This is a genomic window from Pseudomonas sp. BN606, from assembly GCF_029873115.1.
Classification (GTDB): domain Bacteria; phylum Pseudomonadota; class Gammaproteobacteria; order Pseudomonadales; family Pseudomonadaceae; genus Metapseudomonas.
Genome location: NZ_SSOF01000074.1, coordinates 58,271 through 73,319, shown reverse-complemented (window position 1 = coordinate 73,319; position 15,049 = coordinate 58,271). Strand labels below are relative to the sequence as shown.

Below are 15,049 nucleotides of genomic sequence, written 5' to 3'. Positions count from 1 at the left end.
CGCGAAGTGCGAGAGGCACGGGCATGGGGCAGTCCTTGGCGGGGGGCGATCGTCCAGTGGCGGCGATTCTAGGCACGCCGGAAACCGCCCAGCAAGTCGTTGGATGGCGAAGTTTCACCGCCCGTTCAGCGCCTTTGCCATACACGTCCCGGTGATAGACTGCCCAGCTCACGAACAAGGGGGACGCCGTGACTTCCAGCATTTTCTGGCACGACTACGAAACCACCGGCATCAACCCGCGGTGCGACCGGCCACTGCAGGTAGCCGGAATTCGGACTGACGAGGCGCTCAACGAGATCGGCGAGCCGATCAACCTCTACTGCAAGCCCAGCGATGACATCCTGCCCCATCCGGCCGCTTGCCTGGTCACCGGCATCCTGCCCGCTACCCTGGCGGCGAAAGGGTTGGGCGAAGCCGAGTTCATGCATCGGGTACATGCCGAATTGGCCCTGCCAGGAACCTGCGGCGCCGGCTACAACACCCTGCGCTTCGATGATGAAGTCACCCGCTACAGCCTCTATCGCAACTTCTATGATCCTTACGCTCGCGAGTGGCAGGGCGGTAACAGCCGCTGGGATCTGATCGACCTGGTACGTACTGCCTATGCACTGCGTCCAGAGGGCATCGAGTGGCCGCAACAGGACGGTCGCGTCAGCCTGCGGCTGGAGCTGCTCACTGCGGCCAACGGCATCGACCATGGTCAGGCCCACGATGCACTTTCCGACGTCCGCGCGACCATTGCCCTGGCACGCCTCCTGCGCGAGCGCCAGCCGAAGCTGTTCGACTATCTCTACCAGCTGCGCAGCAAGCACAAGGTCCAGGAGCAGGTGCGGCTGCTGCAACCTCTGGTGCACATCTCCGGGCGCTTCTCCGGTGAGCGACATTACCTGGCAGTGGTGCTACCCCTTGCCTGGCATCCGCGCAACCGCAACGCGCTGATCGTGTTGGACCTGCAGTCGGAGCCGGGCCCGCTGCTCGAACTGGATGCGGAAGTGCTGCGCCAGCGCCTCTATACCCGACGCGATGACCTGGCTGAAGGCGAACTGCCGGTGCCGCTGAAATTGCTGCATATCAATCGTTGTCCGGTAGTCGCTCCCCTAGCGGTGCTGCGCGAAGCTGATCGGCAGCGCCTGGGCGTTGATCTGGAACTCTGCCAACGTCGTGCCGCGTTGCTCACCGAGCAGGCTGTCATCTGGCAAGAGAAGTTGCCGGTTATTTATGCGGAAGAGGAATTCTCTTCGCCGGATGATCCGGAGCAGCAGTTGTATGACGGATTCCTCGGTGACCGTGATCGTCGCCTGTGTGAACAAGTGCGGCTCGCCGATCCGCAACGTTTGTCTCGCGAGAATTGGCCGTTCGATGACCCGCGCCTGCCTGAGTTGCTGTTCCGTTACCGTGCAAGAAACTTCCCTGAAACTTTGTCGGAATCCGACCGCTCACGATGGGAGGCGTTTTGCAGGAATCGGCTGAATAGCCCGGAATTCGGGGCGCCTAATACCATGGAGAGTTTTTTCAAGGCGCTGGATGAGTTCCAGCTCAAAGCTGATCCGGCACAACAGGTGGTGTTGCTGGAGTGGCGTCGATATGCCACGGAACTGCGGCATCGCTATCAGTTGTGAAAACGCCCCGGGTACTTCCGGGGTTTGCCCGCGCCAATAAAAAACGCCAGCAGATGCTGGCGTTCTTTATTGCTGAAGGCTTAGCCCAGGATGGTGGCCCAGCTTTCAACGGTGTCAGCGCCCCACTTGGCTTTCCACTCTTTCAGAGTCTTGTGGTTGCCGCCTTTGGTTTCGATGACTTCACCGGTGTTCGGGTTTTTGTACTGCTTGACCTTGCGGGCGCGCTTGCTGCCGGTGGCAGAGGCTTTCGCGGCGCGCGGGGCCTTGGTGGAGCGGGCATCGGGATCGAGCAGGGCAATGATGTCGCGCAGGGACTTCTGATATTCGCCCATCAGAGTGCGCAGTTTGCCTTCGAACTCAAGTTCTTTTTTCAGCTTGTCGTCCTGGGACAGGTTCTTCAGGCGCTCCTGGAGCTCCTTGATGGCTTCTTCCGTTGCCCGGTATTCGTTGATCAGCGACATGTCGGCGTCCCTTGTTGGAATCGTACGTTGACTTGCGATTGCGAAGTGTCATCAATAATAGACAGCGATTATCTGCAAGTAAATAAGCAGGAAAACTTTTGTACGCATTGTCGGCGACTTCTTCTTTCATACTAGTCCGCCGGTCGCTCAAGTGCGTAATTGCGCTTCGTACACTCGCTATATCGATGTCCGCTTACGCCCCTTAGTTGTGCGTCGCGCTTTTTTTACGATGGCCGGCAATCCGCTGTAACCCACGTGGTTACTGAAGTTTTTGCGCGTAGTGGCTAGAATGGCCGCCTTTGTGAAGTCTCTGGAGTGTTCCCAAATGCGCACATTTCGTCTGGTGATTGCCTGTCCGGACGGCGTCGGCATCGTAGCCAAGGTCAGTAACTTCCTGGCTACCTACAACGGCTGGATTACCGAGGCCAGCCATCATTCGGATAATCAGAGCGGCTGGTTCTTCATGCGCCATGAAATCCGTGCCGATTCCCTGCCTTTCGATCTGGATGGTTTCCGCCAGGCGTTCGCGCCCATAGCCCGTGAGTTCGCCATGGACTGGCGGGTGACCGACTCCGAAGTGAAGAAGCGCGTCGTGCTGATGGCCAGTCGCGAGTCCCACTGCCTGGCCGACTTGCTGCACCGCTGGCACAGCGGTGAGCTGGATTGCGAGATACCCTGCGTGATCGCCAACCACGATGACCTGCGCAGCATGGTGGAGTGGCACGGCATTCCTTATTTCCACGTACCGGTGGATGCGAAGAACAAGCAGCCGGCCTTCGATGAGGTTTCGCGCCTGGTGGAGGAGCACAATGCCGATACCGTCGTGCTTGCCCGCTACATGCAGATTCTCCCGCCGGAACTCTGCCAGCGTTATGCCCATCAGGTGATCAACATTCACCACAGCTTCCTGCCGTCCTTCGTGGGGGCCAAGCCTTACCACCAGGCTTCACTGCGTGGTGTGAAGCTGATCGGCGCCACGTGCCACTACGTCACTGAAGAGCTGGATGCCGGCCCGATCATCGAACAGGACGTGGTGCGAGTGACCCATCGCGACAGCGTTGAAGACATGGTTCGCTTCGGCAAGGACGTGGAGAAGATGGTGCTGTCCCGTGGACTACGCTATCACCTTGAAGACCGGGTACTGGTGCACGACAACAAGACCGTCGTGTTCAACTGACGACCTTGGCGGGCATCCGCTCCGGTCAACCGGAACAGGAGCCCGCCCATGCTCAAATCCATAAAGGTGCGCGACTACATGACCCGCCACCTGGTGACCTTCAGGCCCGACACCGATCTTCTCCTCGCCATCGAGCGGCTACTGGAGCATCGGGTATCTGGTGCGCCCGTGGTGGACTCGCAGGGCCACCTGATTGGCATGCTCTCGGAGGGCGATTGCCTGCGCGGCATACTTTCCGGCGCGTATTACGAAGCGGCGATTGGCAATGTCGGCGGATATATGTCCACCCAGGTGGAGAGCGTTTCGCCCGAAGCCGACATCATTGATGTCTGCCAGCGCTTCCTGCGCGACAAGCGACGGCGTTTTCCAGTAGTCGAGGAGGGGGTTCTGGTCGGCCAGATCAGTCGCCGCGATGTGCTGCGCGCGGTGAAGGGCTTTGCTCAGCATGACCCTGAACAACCACCGGAAGTCTGAGGATCGCTGCCATGGCTGACCCACGTGACCGAGCCACCTCCAGTCCACCGCCTACGCTTGGCGAAGGCTGCGTGCGGCGTTATGACCCCGATGAGCTGAGCGAGGAAAACGGCACCGAGTTCCCAGGGGCCGCCGAGTTATGGCGAAAGACGCAGGAAGAGGAAGAAGAAGCGAAGAAGGCGCCATAGGGCGCCTTCTTCGTTTGGGGCGTTAATCGCCCTCTCTCCGAAGAGGAGAGAGTTGGGGTCAGATCCGGAAGCTGCCCACCAGTTGTTGCAGACGCGCAGCCTGCTGGTCGAGGTCGGCACAGGCGCGCAGGGTGGCCTGGAGGTTTTCCACGCCTTCCTGGTTGAGGGTGTTGATCTCGGTGATGTCCATGTTCAGCGAGTCGACCACGGCGGTCTGTTCCTCGGTGGCGGTGGCCACCGACTGGTTCATGCCGTCGATCTCGCCGATGCGATGGGTCACGCTGCCCAGGCGCTCGCCGGCCTGGTTGGCGATTTCCACGCTCTGCTCGCTGTAGCGCTGGCTCTCGGTCATGGTGGTGACCGCTTCGCGGGCGCCGACCTGCAGTTCCTCGATCATCTGCTGGATTTCCTGCGCCGACTCCTGGGTGCGATGCGCCAGGTTGCGCACTTCATCGGCCACCACGGCGAAACCACGGCCGGCTTCCCCGGCGCGGGCGGCCTCGATGGCGGCGTTGAGTGCCAGCAGGTTGGTCTGTTCGGAAATGCCTTTGATCACTTCGAGGATTTGGCCGATGTTCACCGTCTTGCTGTTCAGCGTCTCGATGTTGCCGCAGGAGGCGCGGATCTTCCCGGACAGTTCGTTCATCGCGGAAATGGTGCGCTCCACCACCTGACGGCCATCCTCGGCGAGGGTGCGTGCGGAGGACGCCTGGTGCGAGGCATCGGCGGCGTTGCGGGCGATTTCCTGGGCGGCGGCGCCCAGTTCATTGATCGCCGCGGCGACGCTGTTGGTGCGGTTGGCCTGCTCGTCGGAGTTGCTCATGGACGAGTTGGAGGCGTTGAGCACGAGCTTGGCCACCTGGTTCACCTGATTGGTGGCCGAGGACACTTCGCGGATGGAGCCGTGGATACGCTCGACGAAGCGGTTGAAAGCACTGGCCAGTTCGCCGAACTCATCCTGGGTATGGATCGCCAGGCGGCGAGTCAGGTCGCCTTCACCCTGGGCGATGTCCTGCATGGCGCGACCCATGATGTGCAAGGGCTGCATCAGCACACGGATCAGCATGCCGAGCAGGATCATGATGATCACCACTGCGATCACGGTGGCAATGATGGCCGATGCACGGAACTCGCTGAGCATGCTGTAGGCCTTGTCTTTGTCCACCGAGACACCGATGTACCAGTTAACAGAAGGCAGGCCCTTTACCGGGGCGAAAGTGAGGATGCGGGTGCTGCCATCCAGTTCGACTTCGCTGAAACCGGTGCTGATGGCAGGCGTGTTCTGCGGATAGATGTCCCGCAGGCTTTTCATCACCATGTCCTTGTTCGGATGCACCAGGATCTTGCCGTCGGAACTAACCAGGAAGGCGTAGCCCATGCCGTCGAAGTCCAGCGCGTTGATGATCTGCACCAGCGTCTGCAGGCTCAGGTCGCCACCGGCTACGCCGAGGGACTGGACCGGTGTGGCAATGGTCATGATCAGCTGGCCGGTGGCTGCGTCCACATAGGGTTCGGTGAGGGTGGTGCCGCCAGCGCTCTTGGCGCCCTGGTACCAGGGACGGGTGCGCGGGTCGTAGCCCTCAGGCATTGCGCTGTCCGGGCGCATGGTGAATTGCCCGTCCTGGGTACCGAAATAGGTGAACGCAAATGTCGAGCTCAGTGCCCGCTGTTGCAGCAACGCAGGTACGGCCTCAGGTGAAGAGTTGGCAGCCAGGGATTCGGCCACGCTTTCCACCAGCAGAATCCGGCCCGATAGCCAGTTCTGGATATTGCTGGCGGTGACATCGCCCATTTCCTGCAGGTAGTTTTCCAAATCGTCTCGGAGCGCATTCCTTTGCAAGTAATCGTTGTACAGGGTGAACAGCGAGAAGGCTGCAATGACCACCAGCGAGGCGGCGAGCAGAATCTTGTGGCTGAACCTGAGGTTTTTGATCATGTTTGCTTGCGTCCGGTTGGGTCAGGCACCAGTCTTTATGGCACGCGAGTGCTGAAAAACTGAGTAGAAACGTCGGTTTATATATCGGCGGGAATCAATGAAAGCTTTAACCGAGGAAGGCGAAATGCCCGATCAAAGTTCCCTGATTCTCGGCGCTGGCCCACAGGGCAATGCCGTATCCCAGGCCATGAAACTGGCCAATCGCCACGGGCTGATCGCTGGCGCCACTGGCACCGGCAAGACCGTGACCCTCCAGCATCTGGCCGAAGTCTTCAGCGATGCCGGTGTGGCGGTGTTCGCGGCGGATATCAAAGGTGATCTGTGCGGTCTTGGCGCAATGGGCAACCCCCAGGGCAAGGTGGCCGAGCGCATCGCCTCCATGCCCTGGCTGGGCCACCGGCCCCAGGCCTACCCGGTAACGCTCTGGGACGTTGCCGGGCAGTCCGGCCATCCGCTGCGTACCACGCTCAGCGAGATGGGGCCGCTGCTGCTGGGTAACCTGCTGGAACTGACCGACAGCCAGCAGGCCGCGCTCTATGCAGCCTTCCAGGTGGCTGATCGTGAGGGTCTGCTGCTGCTCGACCTGAAGGATCTGAAAGCCCTGCTCAACCACCTCAAGGATCACCCGGAGCTGCTGGGAGAGGACCGCGCCCTGTTCGCGGGTTCCTCTGCCCAGGCACTCCTGCGGCGCCTGGCCACCCTGGAACAGCAGGGCGCCGAGGCACTGTTCGGGGAGCCGGCACTGCAACTGGAGGACATCCTCCAGCCGGATCGAGACGGCCGTGGGCGCATCCATCTGCTGGATGCCAGTCGTCTCGTCCATGAGGCTCCCAAGGTGTACGCCACTTTCCTGCTCTGGCTGCTGGCCGAACTTTTCGAGCAACTGCCCGAGCGTGGCGATGCCGACAAACCGGTGCTGGCGCTGTTCTTCGATGAAGCGCATCTGCTCTTCACAGGTACCCCGAAGGCCCTCCAGGAGCGCCTGGAGCAAGTGGTGAGACTGATTCGTTCCAAGGGCGTTGGCGTGTACTTCGTCACCCAATCCCCCAGCGATCTGCCGGATGATGTGCTGGCGCAGCTCGGCTTGCGCATCCAGCATGGCCTGCGCGCTTTCACCGCCAAGGAACAGAAGTCGCTACGCGCAGTGGCCGATGGTTTCCGCCCCAACCCGGCGTTCGACGCGTTGGCCGTGCTCACTGAACTGGGTATCGGCGAGGCCCTGGTGGGCACCCTGGAAGAAAAGGGCACGCCGGCCATGGTCCAGCGCGTAGCCATCGCTCCGCCGCAGTCGCGAATCGGTCCGTTGAATGACAGCGAACGCGCCGCACTGGTGCGGAGTTCGCCCCAGGCCGGTCGTTACGATAAGCCGATCGATCGCGAGTCCGCCTATGAAATGCTCACCGCCCGCGCAGCCCAGGCGCCCGTCGAAGAGCCGGAGCAGACGGGCGGCAAGGCTTCGGCCAGCCAGCCTGGCGTGGGAGACCTCGCCGGTGAGCTGCTGGGTTCCTTCGCCAGCCAGGCGATGAAGACGGCGGTGCGCCAGGCGGCCAATCAGCTCGGCCGGCAACTGGTGCGCGGCCTGATGGGATCGTTGCTGGGTAGTAGCAAGCGCCGTTGAAGGGAACTCATTGTGGGAGCGAATTTACTCGCGAATGAATTCGCTCCCGTAGTTGAAGAATCAGGAACGAAAAAGGGCGCCACAAGGCGCCCGTTTTTCATGCTCGTCCGAATCAGACGATGAAGGTGATGGCCAGCCAGAAGAGGGCGGCGGACAACACGATCGTAGTCGGCAGGGTGAGTACCCAGGCCATCAGGATGTTGCGCACGGTACCGCCTTGCAGGCCGCTCTTGTTGGCGACCATGGTGCCGGCGACTCCGGACGACAGCACGTGGGTGGTGGACACCGGCAGGCTGTAGACGTTGGCCAGGCCGATGGCGCAGGCAGCGGTGATCTGCGCGCTCATGCCCTGTGCGTAGGTCATGCCGTGCTTGCCGATCTTCTCACCGACGGTGCGCACCACACGCTTCCAGCCCACCATGGTGCCGATGCCGAGCGCCAGGGCCACGGCCAGGATCACCCAGAACGGCGCGTACTCGGTGGTGGCGGTCAGGTCCTTGCGCAGCTTCTCCAGGTCGGCCTTTTCACGGGCCGGCAGCTCGGAAAGCTTGCCCACTTTCTTCGCGGTGTCGTCCAGGCAGAGCAGGTAGCGGCGTACTTCCACGCGGGTTTCGTCGCTCAGGTCCCGGTAGTTGGCAACGCCGTTAAGCTTGTCCAGCAGGGCGGCGATGGTCGGCTCGGTCTGCTTCGGATCGCAGCGATAGAGCTGCGGCATCTCGCTGCCATTGCTCTTGCCCAGGGCCAGCATTTCACCAAGGGTGTTGGTATGACGCTGGTAGAACTGGCTCAGGTGGGTTGCTGCGTCGCGGGTACGCTCGATCTGGTAGGTGGTGCTGTTCAGGTCCAGGACGAACTTGGCCGGCACGATACCGATCAGCACCAGCATGATCAGGCCAACACCTTTCTGGCCGTCGTTGGAACCGTGCACGAAGCTCACAGCCATTGCGGAAAGCACCAGTACCAGGCGGTTCCAGAAGGGCGGGTGCTTCTTCTCGTCAAGTTCCTTACGGGTTTCCGGCGTCTTGTGCATCTTCGACAGCGGATACAGCCATTTCAGGCTGAGCAGTACCAGGGCGGCGACCAGGAAGCCCGCTGCCGGCGAGAAGATCAGCGACAGGCCGATGTCGATGGCCTTGCCCCAGTTCACGCCTTCGGCCAGCGGCACATCGGTGAGCACCGCGTTGGCCAGACCGACACCGAGGATCGAACCGATCAGGGTGTGGGAGCTGGAGGCCGGAATACCGAAGTACCAAGTGCCCAGGTTCCAGGCGATGGCCGCGGTGAGCAGGCTGAACACCATGGCCAGGCCATGGCCGGTATTGACGTTGATCAGCAGTTCCACAGGCAGCAGGTGGACGATGGCATAGGCCACGCCGACGCCGCCCAGCAACACACCGAGGAAGTTGAAGACTCCCGAGAGGAACACCGCCCGGTAGGGCGACATGGCCTTGGTGTAGATGACAGTGGCCACCGCGTTGGCGGTGTCATGGAAACCGTTGATGAACTCGAAGGTCAGGACGAATGCCAGGGCGAGACAGAGGCTCAGCACCAGCCAGGCATCTAGCCCGCTGAAGAGATCGAACATGAAAGTTGTGTGACTGGCTCATGAAGGGGCCGCGATTATGCCAGAAAACCGGTCGTCGCCCAGACCCGGGCGTCGAGCGGTCCCTGGTATCCCTGGCAGAAGTTGTCGCAAATCAATACGAAAGTTCCCTCGGCTGGCCGGGTGCGACAATTTGTCAGGGTTCCTCTCTGAGCTCTTTCTCGATCTTCTCCAACTCTTTTTCGAAGCTCTTGTCGAGCAGGCTGGGCTTCTTGCGCCAGGGCTTGCGTTCGGGGTCCCTTTGCGCGGCATAGGTGGTTACTTCGCCGCCGTATACATCCTTGTAACGTTGCGCCTGGCGCTCGAGTTCGGCGCGCAGTTCGTCTTTCGTCACGTGGTTAATCCGTTTCTCTGATTAATGGTCTTCAGCTGCAGCGGGCGATCTAGAGGCGTCTGCCTCCTAAGCGTCGGTCACCCGATAGAGACCGTCGTAGCGGTCTTCTTGTAGGACAATGTTCGGTTCTCGCAACTACTGGGGACTTACCTACGCACTACGGAAAGACCCTGCGAATGTTCTGGGAATAGAAGTCGATTTCTGTAAAGGCCCAGACGGAACATTCCCGAGTATAACAAGCAAACGGGAAAGCTCCATTATTGGAGTTCCCGTTCGAGTGAGAGATATCTGCGTTTGCGGAATCAGGAGTTGCCTAGTAGAGACCTGATTATCCTGCCGAGAGTTTCCATTGCCTGTTCACTGGAATTGCTCCAGGGATGGCCATAGTTGAGGCGGGCGCAATGGCCGAAACGCCGTGTTGCCGAAAAAATCGGCCCCGGCGCGATGCTGATGCCCTGCGCCAGGGCGAGCTGGAACAGGCGCAGTGAATCCACCTGTTCGGGGAATTCCAGCCAGAGGAAGTAGCCACCTTCCGGGCGGCTGACGCGGGTCTCCTCGGGGAAGTGCCGTGCCACCGCCGCAAGCATCGCATTGCGCTGGCTTTCCAGGGCATAGCGCAACTTGCGCAGGTGGCGGTCATAGCCGCCATGTTGCAGGTAGTCGGCGATGGCGGCCTGGGCCGGCACCGAGGCGGAGATGCTGGTCATCAGCTTCAGTCGCTCGATCTGTCCGGCGAAGCGTCCGCCTGACACCCAGCCCACCCGGTAGCCGGGAGCCAGGCTCTTGGAGAAGGAACTGCAATGCATCACCAGGCCTTCGCTGTCGAAGGCTTTGACCGGCTTGGGTGCGTGCTGGCCGAAGTACAGCTCGGCGTAGACGTCGTCTTCGATCATCGGTACCTGATGTTTGGCCAGCAGGGCCGCCAGTTGGCGCTTTTTGTCTTCGGAAAGACTTGCCCCCAGAGGGTTCTGGAAGTTGCTCATGAACCAGCAGGCCTTGATCGGCAGCCGCTCCAGGCTGTCTTCCAGCACTTGCAGGTCGATGCCATCGCGTGGGTGGACGGGGATTTCCACTGCTTTCAGCTTCAGCCGTTCGAGCACCTGGAGGCTCGCATAGAAGGCCGGTGCCTCGATGGCGACGAGATCGCCTGGACGCGCCACCACCTGCAGGCAGAGGTTCAGCGCTTCCAGTGCGCCATTGCAGATCACCAACTCCTCGATGGGCAACGGCAGGCCGCCGACCATGTAGCGCAAGGCGATCTGCCGACGCAGGGCATGGTTGCCCGGCGTCATGTCGGCCACCGTCGAGCGCGGGTCCATCTCCCGCACCGCGTGAGCCATGGAGCGGGCCAGGCGTTGCAGGGGGAACAGTTCCGGGCTGGGGAAGGCCGAGCCGAAAGGCACGGTGTCCGGGTCTTTGATGGAGCTGAGTACCGAGAACACCAGTTCGCTGACGTCCACCTCGGTGGTCGCGGCTTCCCTCGGCCCGGGCTGGGGCTCCGGAAGCGGGCGGCGCACGTGCTCGCAGACAAAGTAACCGGAGCGTGCACGGGCCATGATCAGCCCGCGACTCTCCAGTAAGTAATAGGCCTGGAACACGGTGGAAGCGCTCACACCGTAGGTGCGGCTGGCGTGGCGCACCGAGGGCACTTTCTGTCCCGGGGCAAGCACCCCGGTGCGGATCAGTTCGGCGATCTCGTCGGCGAATTTCTCGTAGCGCTTCATCTTTTCCTGGTTGGGCAGCGGCCAGTTGGTGCCCAACTCTAAGCGCTCGGCGCGTGCGCCGCCATGATCCCAGGCCATGCTTCAGCGCCTCGGACTGACGAAGGTACTGTTGGCGCTGGTCTCGGTGGTCGGGTCGTCCAGGCTGCGTACTACGAAACGCAGCGGGCGAGAACCGGCCGGGCCGCTATCGTCGGTGTGCGCCACCGAGACCGGTAGCGAGAGAATCTCGCCAGCGCCGATGCTTACCTGATGCTCGCCTTGCAGGCGTAAACCAGGGGCATCCGCCAGCTCCACCACATAGCGCTGCTCCCGCTGGGTCTTGTTGATCAGCTTGAGGTTGTAGATGTTCTCGATCTCGCCGACGGCGTTCTCGCGGAACATGCCGCGGTCCTTGATTACGTCGACCGACAGTTGTGGACGAGTGGCACCCAGCCAGAAGAGGGCGATGATCATCAGCATCAGGGCAATGGCATAGCCGATCAGACGCGGGCGCAGCAGGTGGGTCTTGCCACCTTCCAGCGCGCGCTCCGAGCTGTAGCCCACCAGGCCGCGGGCGTAGCCCATGCGATCCATGATCGAGTCGCAGGCGTCGATGCAGGCGGCGCAGCCGATGCAGGCGATCTGCAGGCCGTCGCGGATATCGATGCCGGTGGGGCAGACCTGCACGCACATCTGGCAATCGATGCAATCCCCCAGACCCTGGGTTTTCGGGTCGCTGCCTTTCTTGCGCGGGCCACGGGACTCGCCGCGAGTGGCATCGTAAGAGACGATCAGCGTGTCCTTGTCGAACATCACGCTCTGGAAGCGGGCGTAGGGGCACATGTGGATGCACACCTGCTCGCGCATCCAGCCTGCATTTATATAGGTGGCGGCGGTGAAGAAGATCACCCAGAACAGCGCAGTCCCGCCGACCTCCCAGGTCGCCAGGTTCGCCACCAGATCGCGTACCGGGGTGAAGTAGCCGACGAAGGTAATGGCAGTAGCCAGGCTGATGGCGAGCCAGAGACCGTGCTTGGCGGAGCGGCGCAGCAACTTGCCGGCGCTCCAGGGCGCGGCGGCCAGCTTGATGCGCTGGTTGCGGTCGCCCTCGGTGATCTGCTCGCACCACATGAAGATCCAGGTCCAGACGCTCTGCGGGCAGGTGTAGCCGCACCAGACGCGACCGGCGAATACCGTGATGAAGAACAGGCCGAAGGCGCAAATGATCAGCAGCCCCGAGAGCAGGATGAAATCCTGGGGCCAGAACGTAGCGCCGAAGATATAGAACTTGCTGTCTTCCAGGCTCCACAGCACCGCCTGGCGACTGTCCCAGTCGAGCCACAGGGTGCCGAAGAAGAGCAGGCACAGCAGACCCGCGCCGAGGCGGCGCAGGTCACGGTAGAAACCGGTGAAGCTACGTGTGTGGACAGGTCCGTTGGAGGCAGAAAGGGGTTTGCTTGCTATCGGCGGCAGGTTAGGGGTGACCTCTATTACCTGCGCTGGAATTCTCTCGCTCATGATCAGTGCCCATCAGGCTGTTACGGCGAGACGGACTATAGGAATGCACTGATGGGCAAAACAGATTCAGATCAGCCGGTAAAAACCATATCAGATTGGCCATAAGGGGACGCCAGGCCGCAAGGCGCGTGGCATGGGCACCTTGCGACGGAATGCGTTGCAGCTGTGCGACATCCAGTCGCGGGCCGTTGGGGGAGTCCAGCGCCGTGCGTGATTCTGATCCGCACGGACGCCCGGGCTGTACTGTCAATGCAACATCGAACCGATGCTTGCCACCGGTATGGCGCAGCTTGGGTAAGCGGGCGGACAGTACTGGGTCACGGCCAGAGGTTGTGGCAGGGGGCGCATCAGTATTGCGGCGTAGGCAGCACCGAAGGCGCAGATGATGACGGCGAGAAACAGCTTTCTTCTTGTTTTCATGGTCATGCCTCTGCAACGGAGGGACATCTTGTTATGGGGCAAGACTAGGAACCGCTGCGACAAACCGCCTCGTCCGAATGGACTAGATGCTGGGACGAACTGCTGAGTGCCATGAAGAGCGCGGCAATGGCGCGCGCTTCCTGCAGCTCACCCGACGCCACCAGTGCCGGCAGCCGTGACAGGGGTACCTGCATGACCTCCAGGGGTTCCGGTTCATCGCCTGTGGCCATGCAAGGTTGCAGCTCCTCCGCCAGCACCACGCTGCAGCTATGGCACAGGTGCCCGGGAGCCAGGGTCAGTACGCCCAGCTCGCGGAGGCGTCCGGCGCGTAGGCCGACTTCCTCCATCAGTTCGCGATTAGCAGCTTGCAGCGTGGTTTCGCTGGGCTCGACACCGCCCTTGGGCAGGCCAAGCACGCGTTGTTCGACGCCGACGGCATATTCGCGAACCAGCAGCACGTGGTGGGGATCGGGCAGTGCCACCACCAGTACCGATTGATAGTCGGAGCCGCGCAGGCGCTCGTACACCCGCTGCTGGCCGTTGGCGAATTCCAGGTGCAGGGCTTCGATCTGGAACCAGTCGCTCCTGGCCAGCAGTTCGGTTTTGACGATAGTGGGCAGGCTGCGCATGGCGGGCTCCCGTGGCGGACCCAATAGAGCGTCGCGCGCATCGGTGCTAAGGGCATCGTCTGGATGGACTAAGTCACAGCCAGGGCGAGGGGCTGCGGGTGGTGCTGTAGGAGCCAGCTTGCTGGCGAACGGCCGCGAGCGGGAGTGTTCGCGAGCAAGCTCGCTCCTACGAAAGGGCATGGGCCCGACCGCTCACCCCAGCGTCGCCACGCTGCGCAGAATCAGTCGTACCAACATGGTCTGGCGCGTCACTCCGGTCTTGGAGAAGGTGGAGCGCAGGTGCGCCCGTGCCGTGTTGCGGCTGATGCCCAGGGCGTCGGAGGCCTCATCCAGGGTCAGGCCGTTGGCCAGCAGCATGGCCAGTTGGGCTTCGGCCGGGGTCAGGTCGAACAGTGCCTTGACGATCTCTTGGGGTGCGCTGGATTCCTGTTCCGGATCGCTGATGAAGATCACTACCGACGGGCACTGCTTGCCTTCGTTCCAGGCCGACAGCGGCACCGAACGCACGATGATGCCGAGGTCCGACTTGCCGGACGGCCGCTGCACCCGCAAGGCCTCTACCACCGATGGCAGGTTGTTTTTCTGCGATTGCAGGGCCTGCTTGACCAGGCGGCGGAACTCCTGGGTATCCCGTGGGTTGCCCACCTGCAAACCATCGTTGACCAGCTTGAGGCCGTCCTTGTCCTGCAGAAGGCGTTCGGCCACCCGGTTCGTCTGCAGCACCTTGCCGTCCTCGTCGAGGATGATGGTGCCCACGGCGAGCTGGTCCACCGCGCCGGCGTACAGGTTGCGCTCGGTCTCGATACGGTTGAGCTGCATGTGGATCTTGATCGAGCGTTCCAGGTGCGGGATGAACTGTGCCACCAGCGCCTTGTCGTCTTCAGTGAATTCCGCGTCCTCGCGGCCCCGGCTGACGCGGATGCGGCATTGCGCACCGTCACTGGTCCGGATATCGGCGCCGAGGATGTGGAACACCCCCACTGGCTCCAGGAAGCTCTTGAAGAATTCCGACTCTTCCCACTCCGTGCGGGAGAGGAATTCGCTATTGGTCACTACCTGCCGGTTGGGCAGACCGACAAAGGGGTCCAGTGCGAAGAAGTGCTTGTTGTAGGACGCGGTGACCTCGGAGGAGCTGCCCGTGGTGTTGACCATCAGGCCTTCGGCGTTCTCGCTCGGTGGCCGCAGGATAAAGGTGACGTACTTGCTCTGCAGGTACTGGTTCAGCTGATTGAGAAAGGTTGCCCAGGGGATGTCTTCCAGCGGTCCCTGATAGAGGTTGCCGAGCATCCCGCTGAATTCATCGAGCGTGAGATTGTGTGCCATGTCTGAACCGCTTTTTATTTTTGTAGGGAGCTTCTTACAGACTAAC

Annotated in this window: 14 protein-coding genes; 5 read left to right on the top strand and 9 right to left on the bottom strand. The window is 61.6% G+C overall.

Annotated features, from left to right (window positions below):
- Nucleotides 1-188 precede the first annotated feature (188 nt).
- Complete coding sequence (gene sbcB / locus E8E75_RS15995) at nt 189-1,619, top strand: exodeoxyribonuclease I (protein ID WP_120652708.1); 1,431 nt, start codon at nt 189-191, stop codon at nt 1,617-1,619.
- Nucleotides 1,620-1,699: 80 nt separating this feature from the next.
- Here sbcB and mvaT read toward each other — a convergent pair whose 3' ends face one another.
- Nucleotides 1,700-2,080 carry a histone-like nucleoid-structuring protein MvaT gene (gene mvaT, locus E8E75_RS15990; RefSeq protein WP_120652707.1) on the bottom strand — a complete coding sequence of 127 codons (381 nt, stop codon included), beginning with the start codon at nt 2,078-2,080 and terminating at the stop codon, nt 1,700-1,702.
- 325 nt (nt 2,081-2,405) lie between these two features.
- Between mvaT and purU the strand changes: the two genes are divergently transcribed.
- The 3 genes from purU to E8E75_RS15975 are packed head-to-tail and all read left to right on the top strand — an operon-like array spanning nt 2,406 to nt 3,919.
- A complete protein-coding gene (gene purU / locus E8E75_RS15985; RefSeq protein ID WP_120652706.1) occupies nt 2,406-3,257 on the top strand; it encodes a formyltetrahydrofolate deformylase in 852 nt (283 codons plus the stop codon).
- Nucleotides 3,258-3,305: 48 nt separating this feature from the next.
- Nucleotides 3,306-3,731 (top strand): CBS domain-containing protein, encoded by a 426-nt coding sequence (locus tag E8E75_RS15980; protein ID WP_120652705.1) that lies wholly within the window; start codon nt 3,306-3,308, stop codon nt 3,729-3,731.
- An 11-nt stretch (nt 3,732-3,742) separates the two neighbouring features.
- Complete coding sequence (locus E8E75_RS15975) at nt 3,743-3,919, top strand: hypothetical protein (protein WP_178123599.1); 177 nt, start codon at nt 3,743-3,745, stop codon at nt 3,917-3,919.
- A gap of 58 nt (nt 3,920-3,977) precedes the next feature.
- Here the strand turns inward: E8E75_RS15975 and E8E75_RS15970 are convergent, their stop codons facing one another.
- Entirely contained in the window at nt 3,978-5,855 is a 1,878-nt protein-coding gene (locus E8E75_RS15970) for a methyl-accepting chemotaxis protein (protein ID WP_120652704.1), read from the bottom strand.
- Between the two features lie 124 nt (nt 5,856-5,979).
- Here E8E75_RS15970 and E8E75_RS15965 point away from each other — a divergent pair, with 124 nt between their 5' ends.
- Entirely contained in the window at nt 5,980-7,473 is a 1,494-nt protein-coding gene (locus tag E8E75_RS15965) for a helicase HerA-like domain-containing protein (protein ID WP_153922402.1), read from the top strand.
- Between the two features lie 112 nt (nt 7,474-7,585).
- On the opposite strand, the gene E8E75_RS15960 is transcribed toward E8E75_RS15965, so the two are convergent.
- The 7 genes from E8E75_RS15960 to E8E75_RS15930 all read right to left on the bottom strand — a co-directional run bounded on the left by E8E75_RS15960 (nt 7,586) and on the right by E8E75_RS15930 (nt 15,003).
- Nucleotides 7,586-9,058 carry an inorganic phosphate transporter gene (locus E8E75_RS15960; protein WP_120652702.1) on the bottom strand — a complete coding sequence of 491 codons (1,473 nt, stop codon included), beginning with the start codon at nt 9,056-9,058 and terminating at the stop codon, nt 7,586-7,588.
- Between the two features lie 154 nt (nt 9,059-9,212).
- Nucleotides 9,213-9,410, bottom strand: a complete 198-nt coding sequence (locus E8E75_RS15955) for a hypothetical protein (protein WP_028628576.1) — start codon at nt 9,408-9,410, stop codon at nt 9,213-9,215.
- A 302-nt stretch (nt 9,411-9,712) separates the two neighbouring features.
- Nucleotides 9,713-11,134: a GntR family transcriptional regulator MpaR gene (gene mapR, locus E8E75_RS15950; RefSeq protein WP_153922445.1), complete on the bottom strand. Its 1,422-nt coding sequence runs from the start codon at nt 11,132-11,134 to the stop codon at nt 9,713-9,715.
- Nucleotides 11,135-11,215: 81 nt separating this feature from the next.
- Nucleotides 11,216-12,631, bottom strand: a complete 1,416-nt coding sequence (gene ccoG, locus E8E75_RS15945) for a cytochrome c oxidase accessory protein CcoG (RefSeq protein ID WP_153922404.1) — start codon at nt 12,629-12,631, stop codon at nt 11,216-11,218.
- Between the two features lie 246 nt (nt 12,632-12,877).
- Nucleotides 12,878-13,051, bottom strand: a complete 174-nt coding sequence (locus tag E8E75_RS15940) for a hypothetical protein (RefSeq protein ID WP_153922406.1) — start codon at nt 13,049-13,051, stop codon at nt 12,878-12,880.
- Nucleotides 13,052-13,095: 44 nt separating this feature from the next.
- Complete coding sequence (gene nudE / locus E8E75_RS15935) at nt 13,096-13,680, bottom strand: ADP compounds hydrolase NudE (RefSeq protein WP_153922408.1); 585 nt, start codon at nt 13,678-13,680, stop codon at nt 13,096-13,098.
- Nucleotides 13,681-13,872: 192 nt separating this feature from the next.
- Nucleotides 13,873-15,003, bottom strand: coding sequence for a LuxR C-terminal-related transcriptional regulator (locus E8E75_RS15930; protein WP_120652699.1), 1,131 nt, complete (start codon nt 15,001-15,003; stop codon nt 13,873-13,875).
- Nucleotides 15,004-15,049: the final 46 nt, after the last annotated feature.

Coding starts and splice junctions, on each gene's coding strand:
- mvaT (WP_120652707.1), bottom strand. CDS start 2,080: ATGTCGCTGATCAACGAATACCGGGCAACGGAAGAAGCCATCAAGGAG.
- purU (WP_120652706.1), top strand. CDS start 2,406: ATGCGCACATTTCGTCTGGTGATTGCCTGTCCGGACGGCGTCGGCATC.
- E8E75_RS15980 (WP_120652705.1), top strand. CDS start 3,306: ATGCTCAAATCCATAAAGGTGCGCGACTACATGACCCGCCACCTGGTG.
- E8E75_RS15975 (WP_178123599.1), top strand. CDS start 3,743: ATGGCTGACCCACGTGACCGAGCCACCTCCAGTCCACCGCCTACGCTT.
- E8E75_RS15970 (WP_120652704.1), bottom strand. CDS start 5,855: ATGATCAAAAACCTCAGGTTCAGCCACAAGATTCTGCTCGCCGCCTCG.
- E8E75_RS15965 (WP_153922402.1), top strand. CDS start 5,980: ATGCCCGATCAAAGTTCCCTGATTCTCGGCGCTGGCCCACAGGGCAAT.
- E8E75_RS15960 (WP_120652702.1), bottom strand. CDS start 9,058: ATGTTCGATCTCTTCAGCGGGCTAGATGCCTGGCTGGTGCTGAGCCTC.
- mapR (WP_153922445.1), bottom strand. CDS start 11,134: ATGAAGCGCTACGAGAAATTCGCCGACGAGATCGCCGAACTGATCCGC.
- ccoG (WP_153922404.1), bottom strand. CDS start 12,631: ATGAGCGAGAGAATTCCAGCGCAGGTAATAGAGGTCACCCCTAACCTG.
- E8E75_RS15940 (WP_153922406.1), bottom strand. CDS start 13,051: ATGAAAACAAGAAGAAAGCTGTTTCTCGCCGTCATCATCTGCGCCTTC.
- nudE (WP_153922408.1), bottom strand. CDS start 13,680: ATGCGCAGCCTGCCCACTATCGTCAAAACCGAACTGCTGGCCAGGAGC.
- E8E75_RS15930 (WP_120652699.1), bottom strand. CDS start 15,003: ATGGCACACAATCTCACGCTCGATGAATTCAGCGGGATGCTCGGCAAC.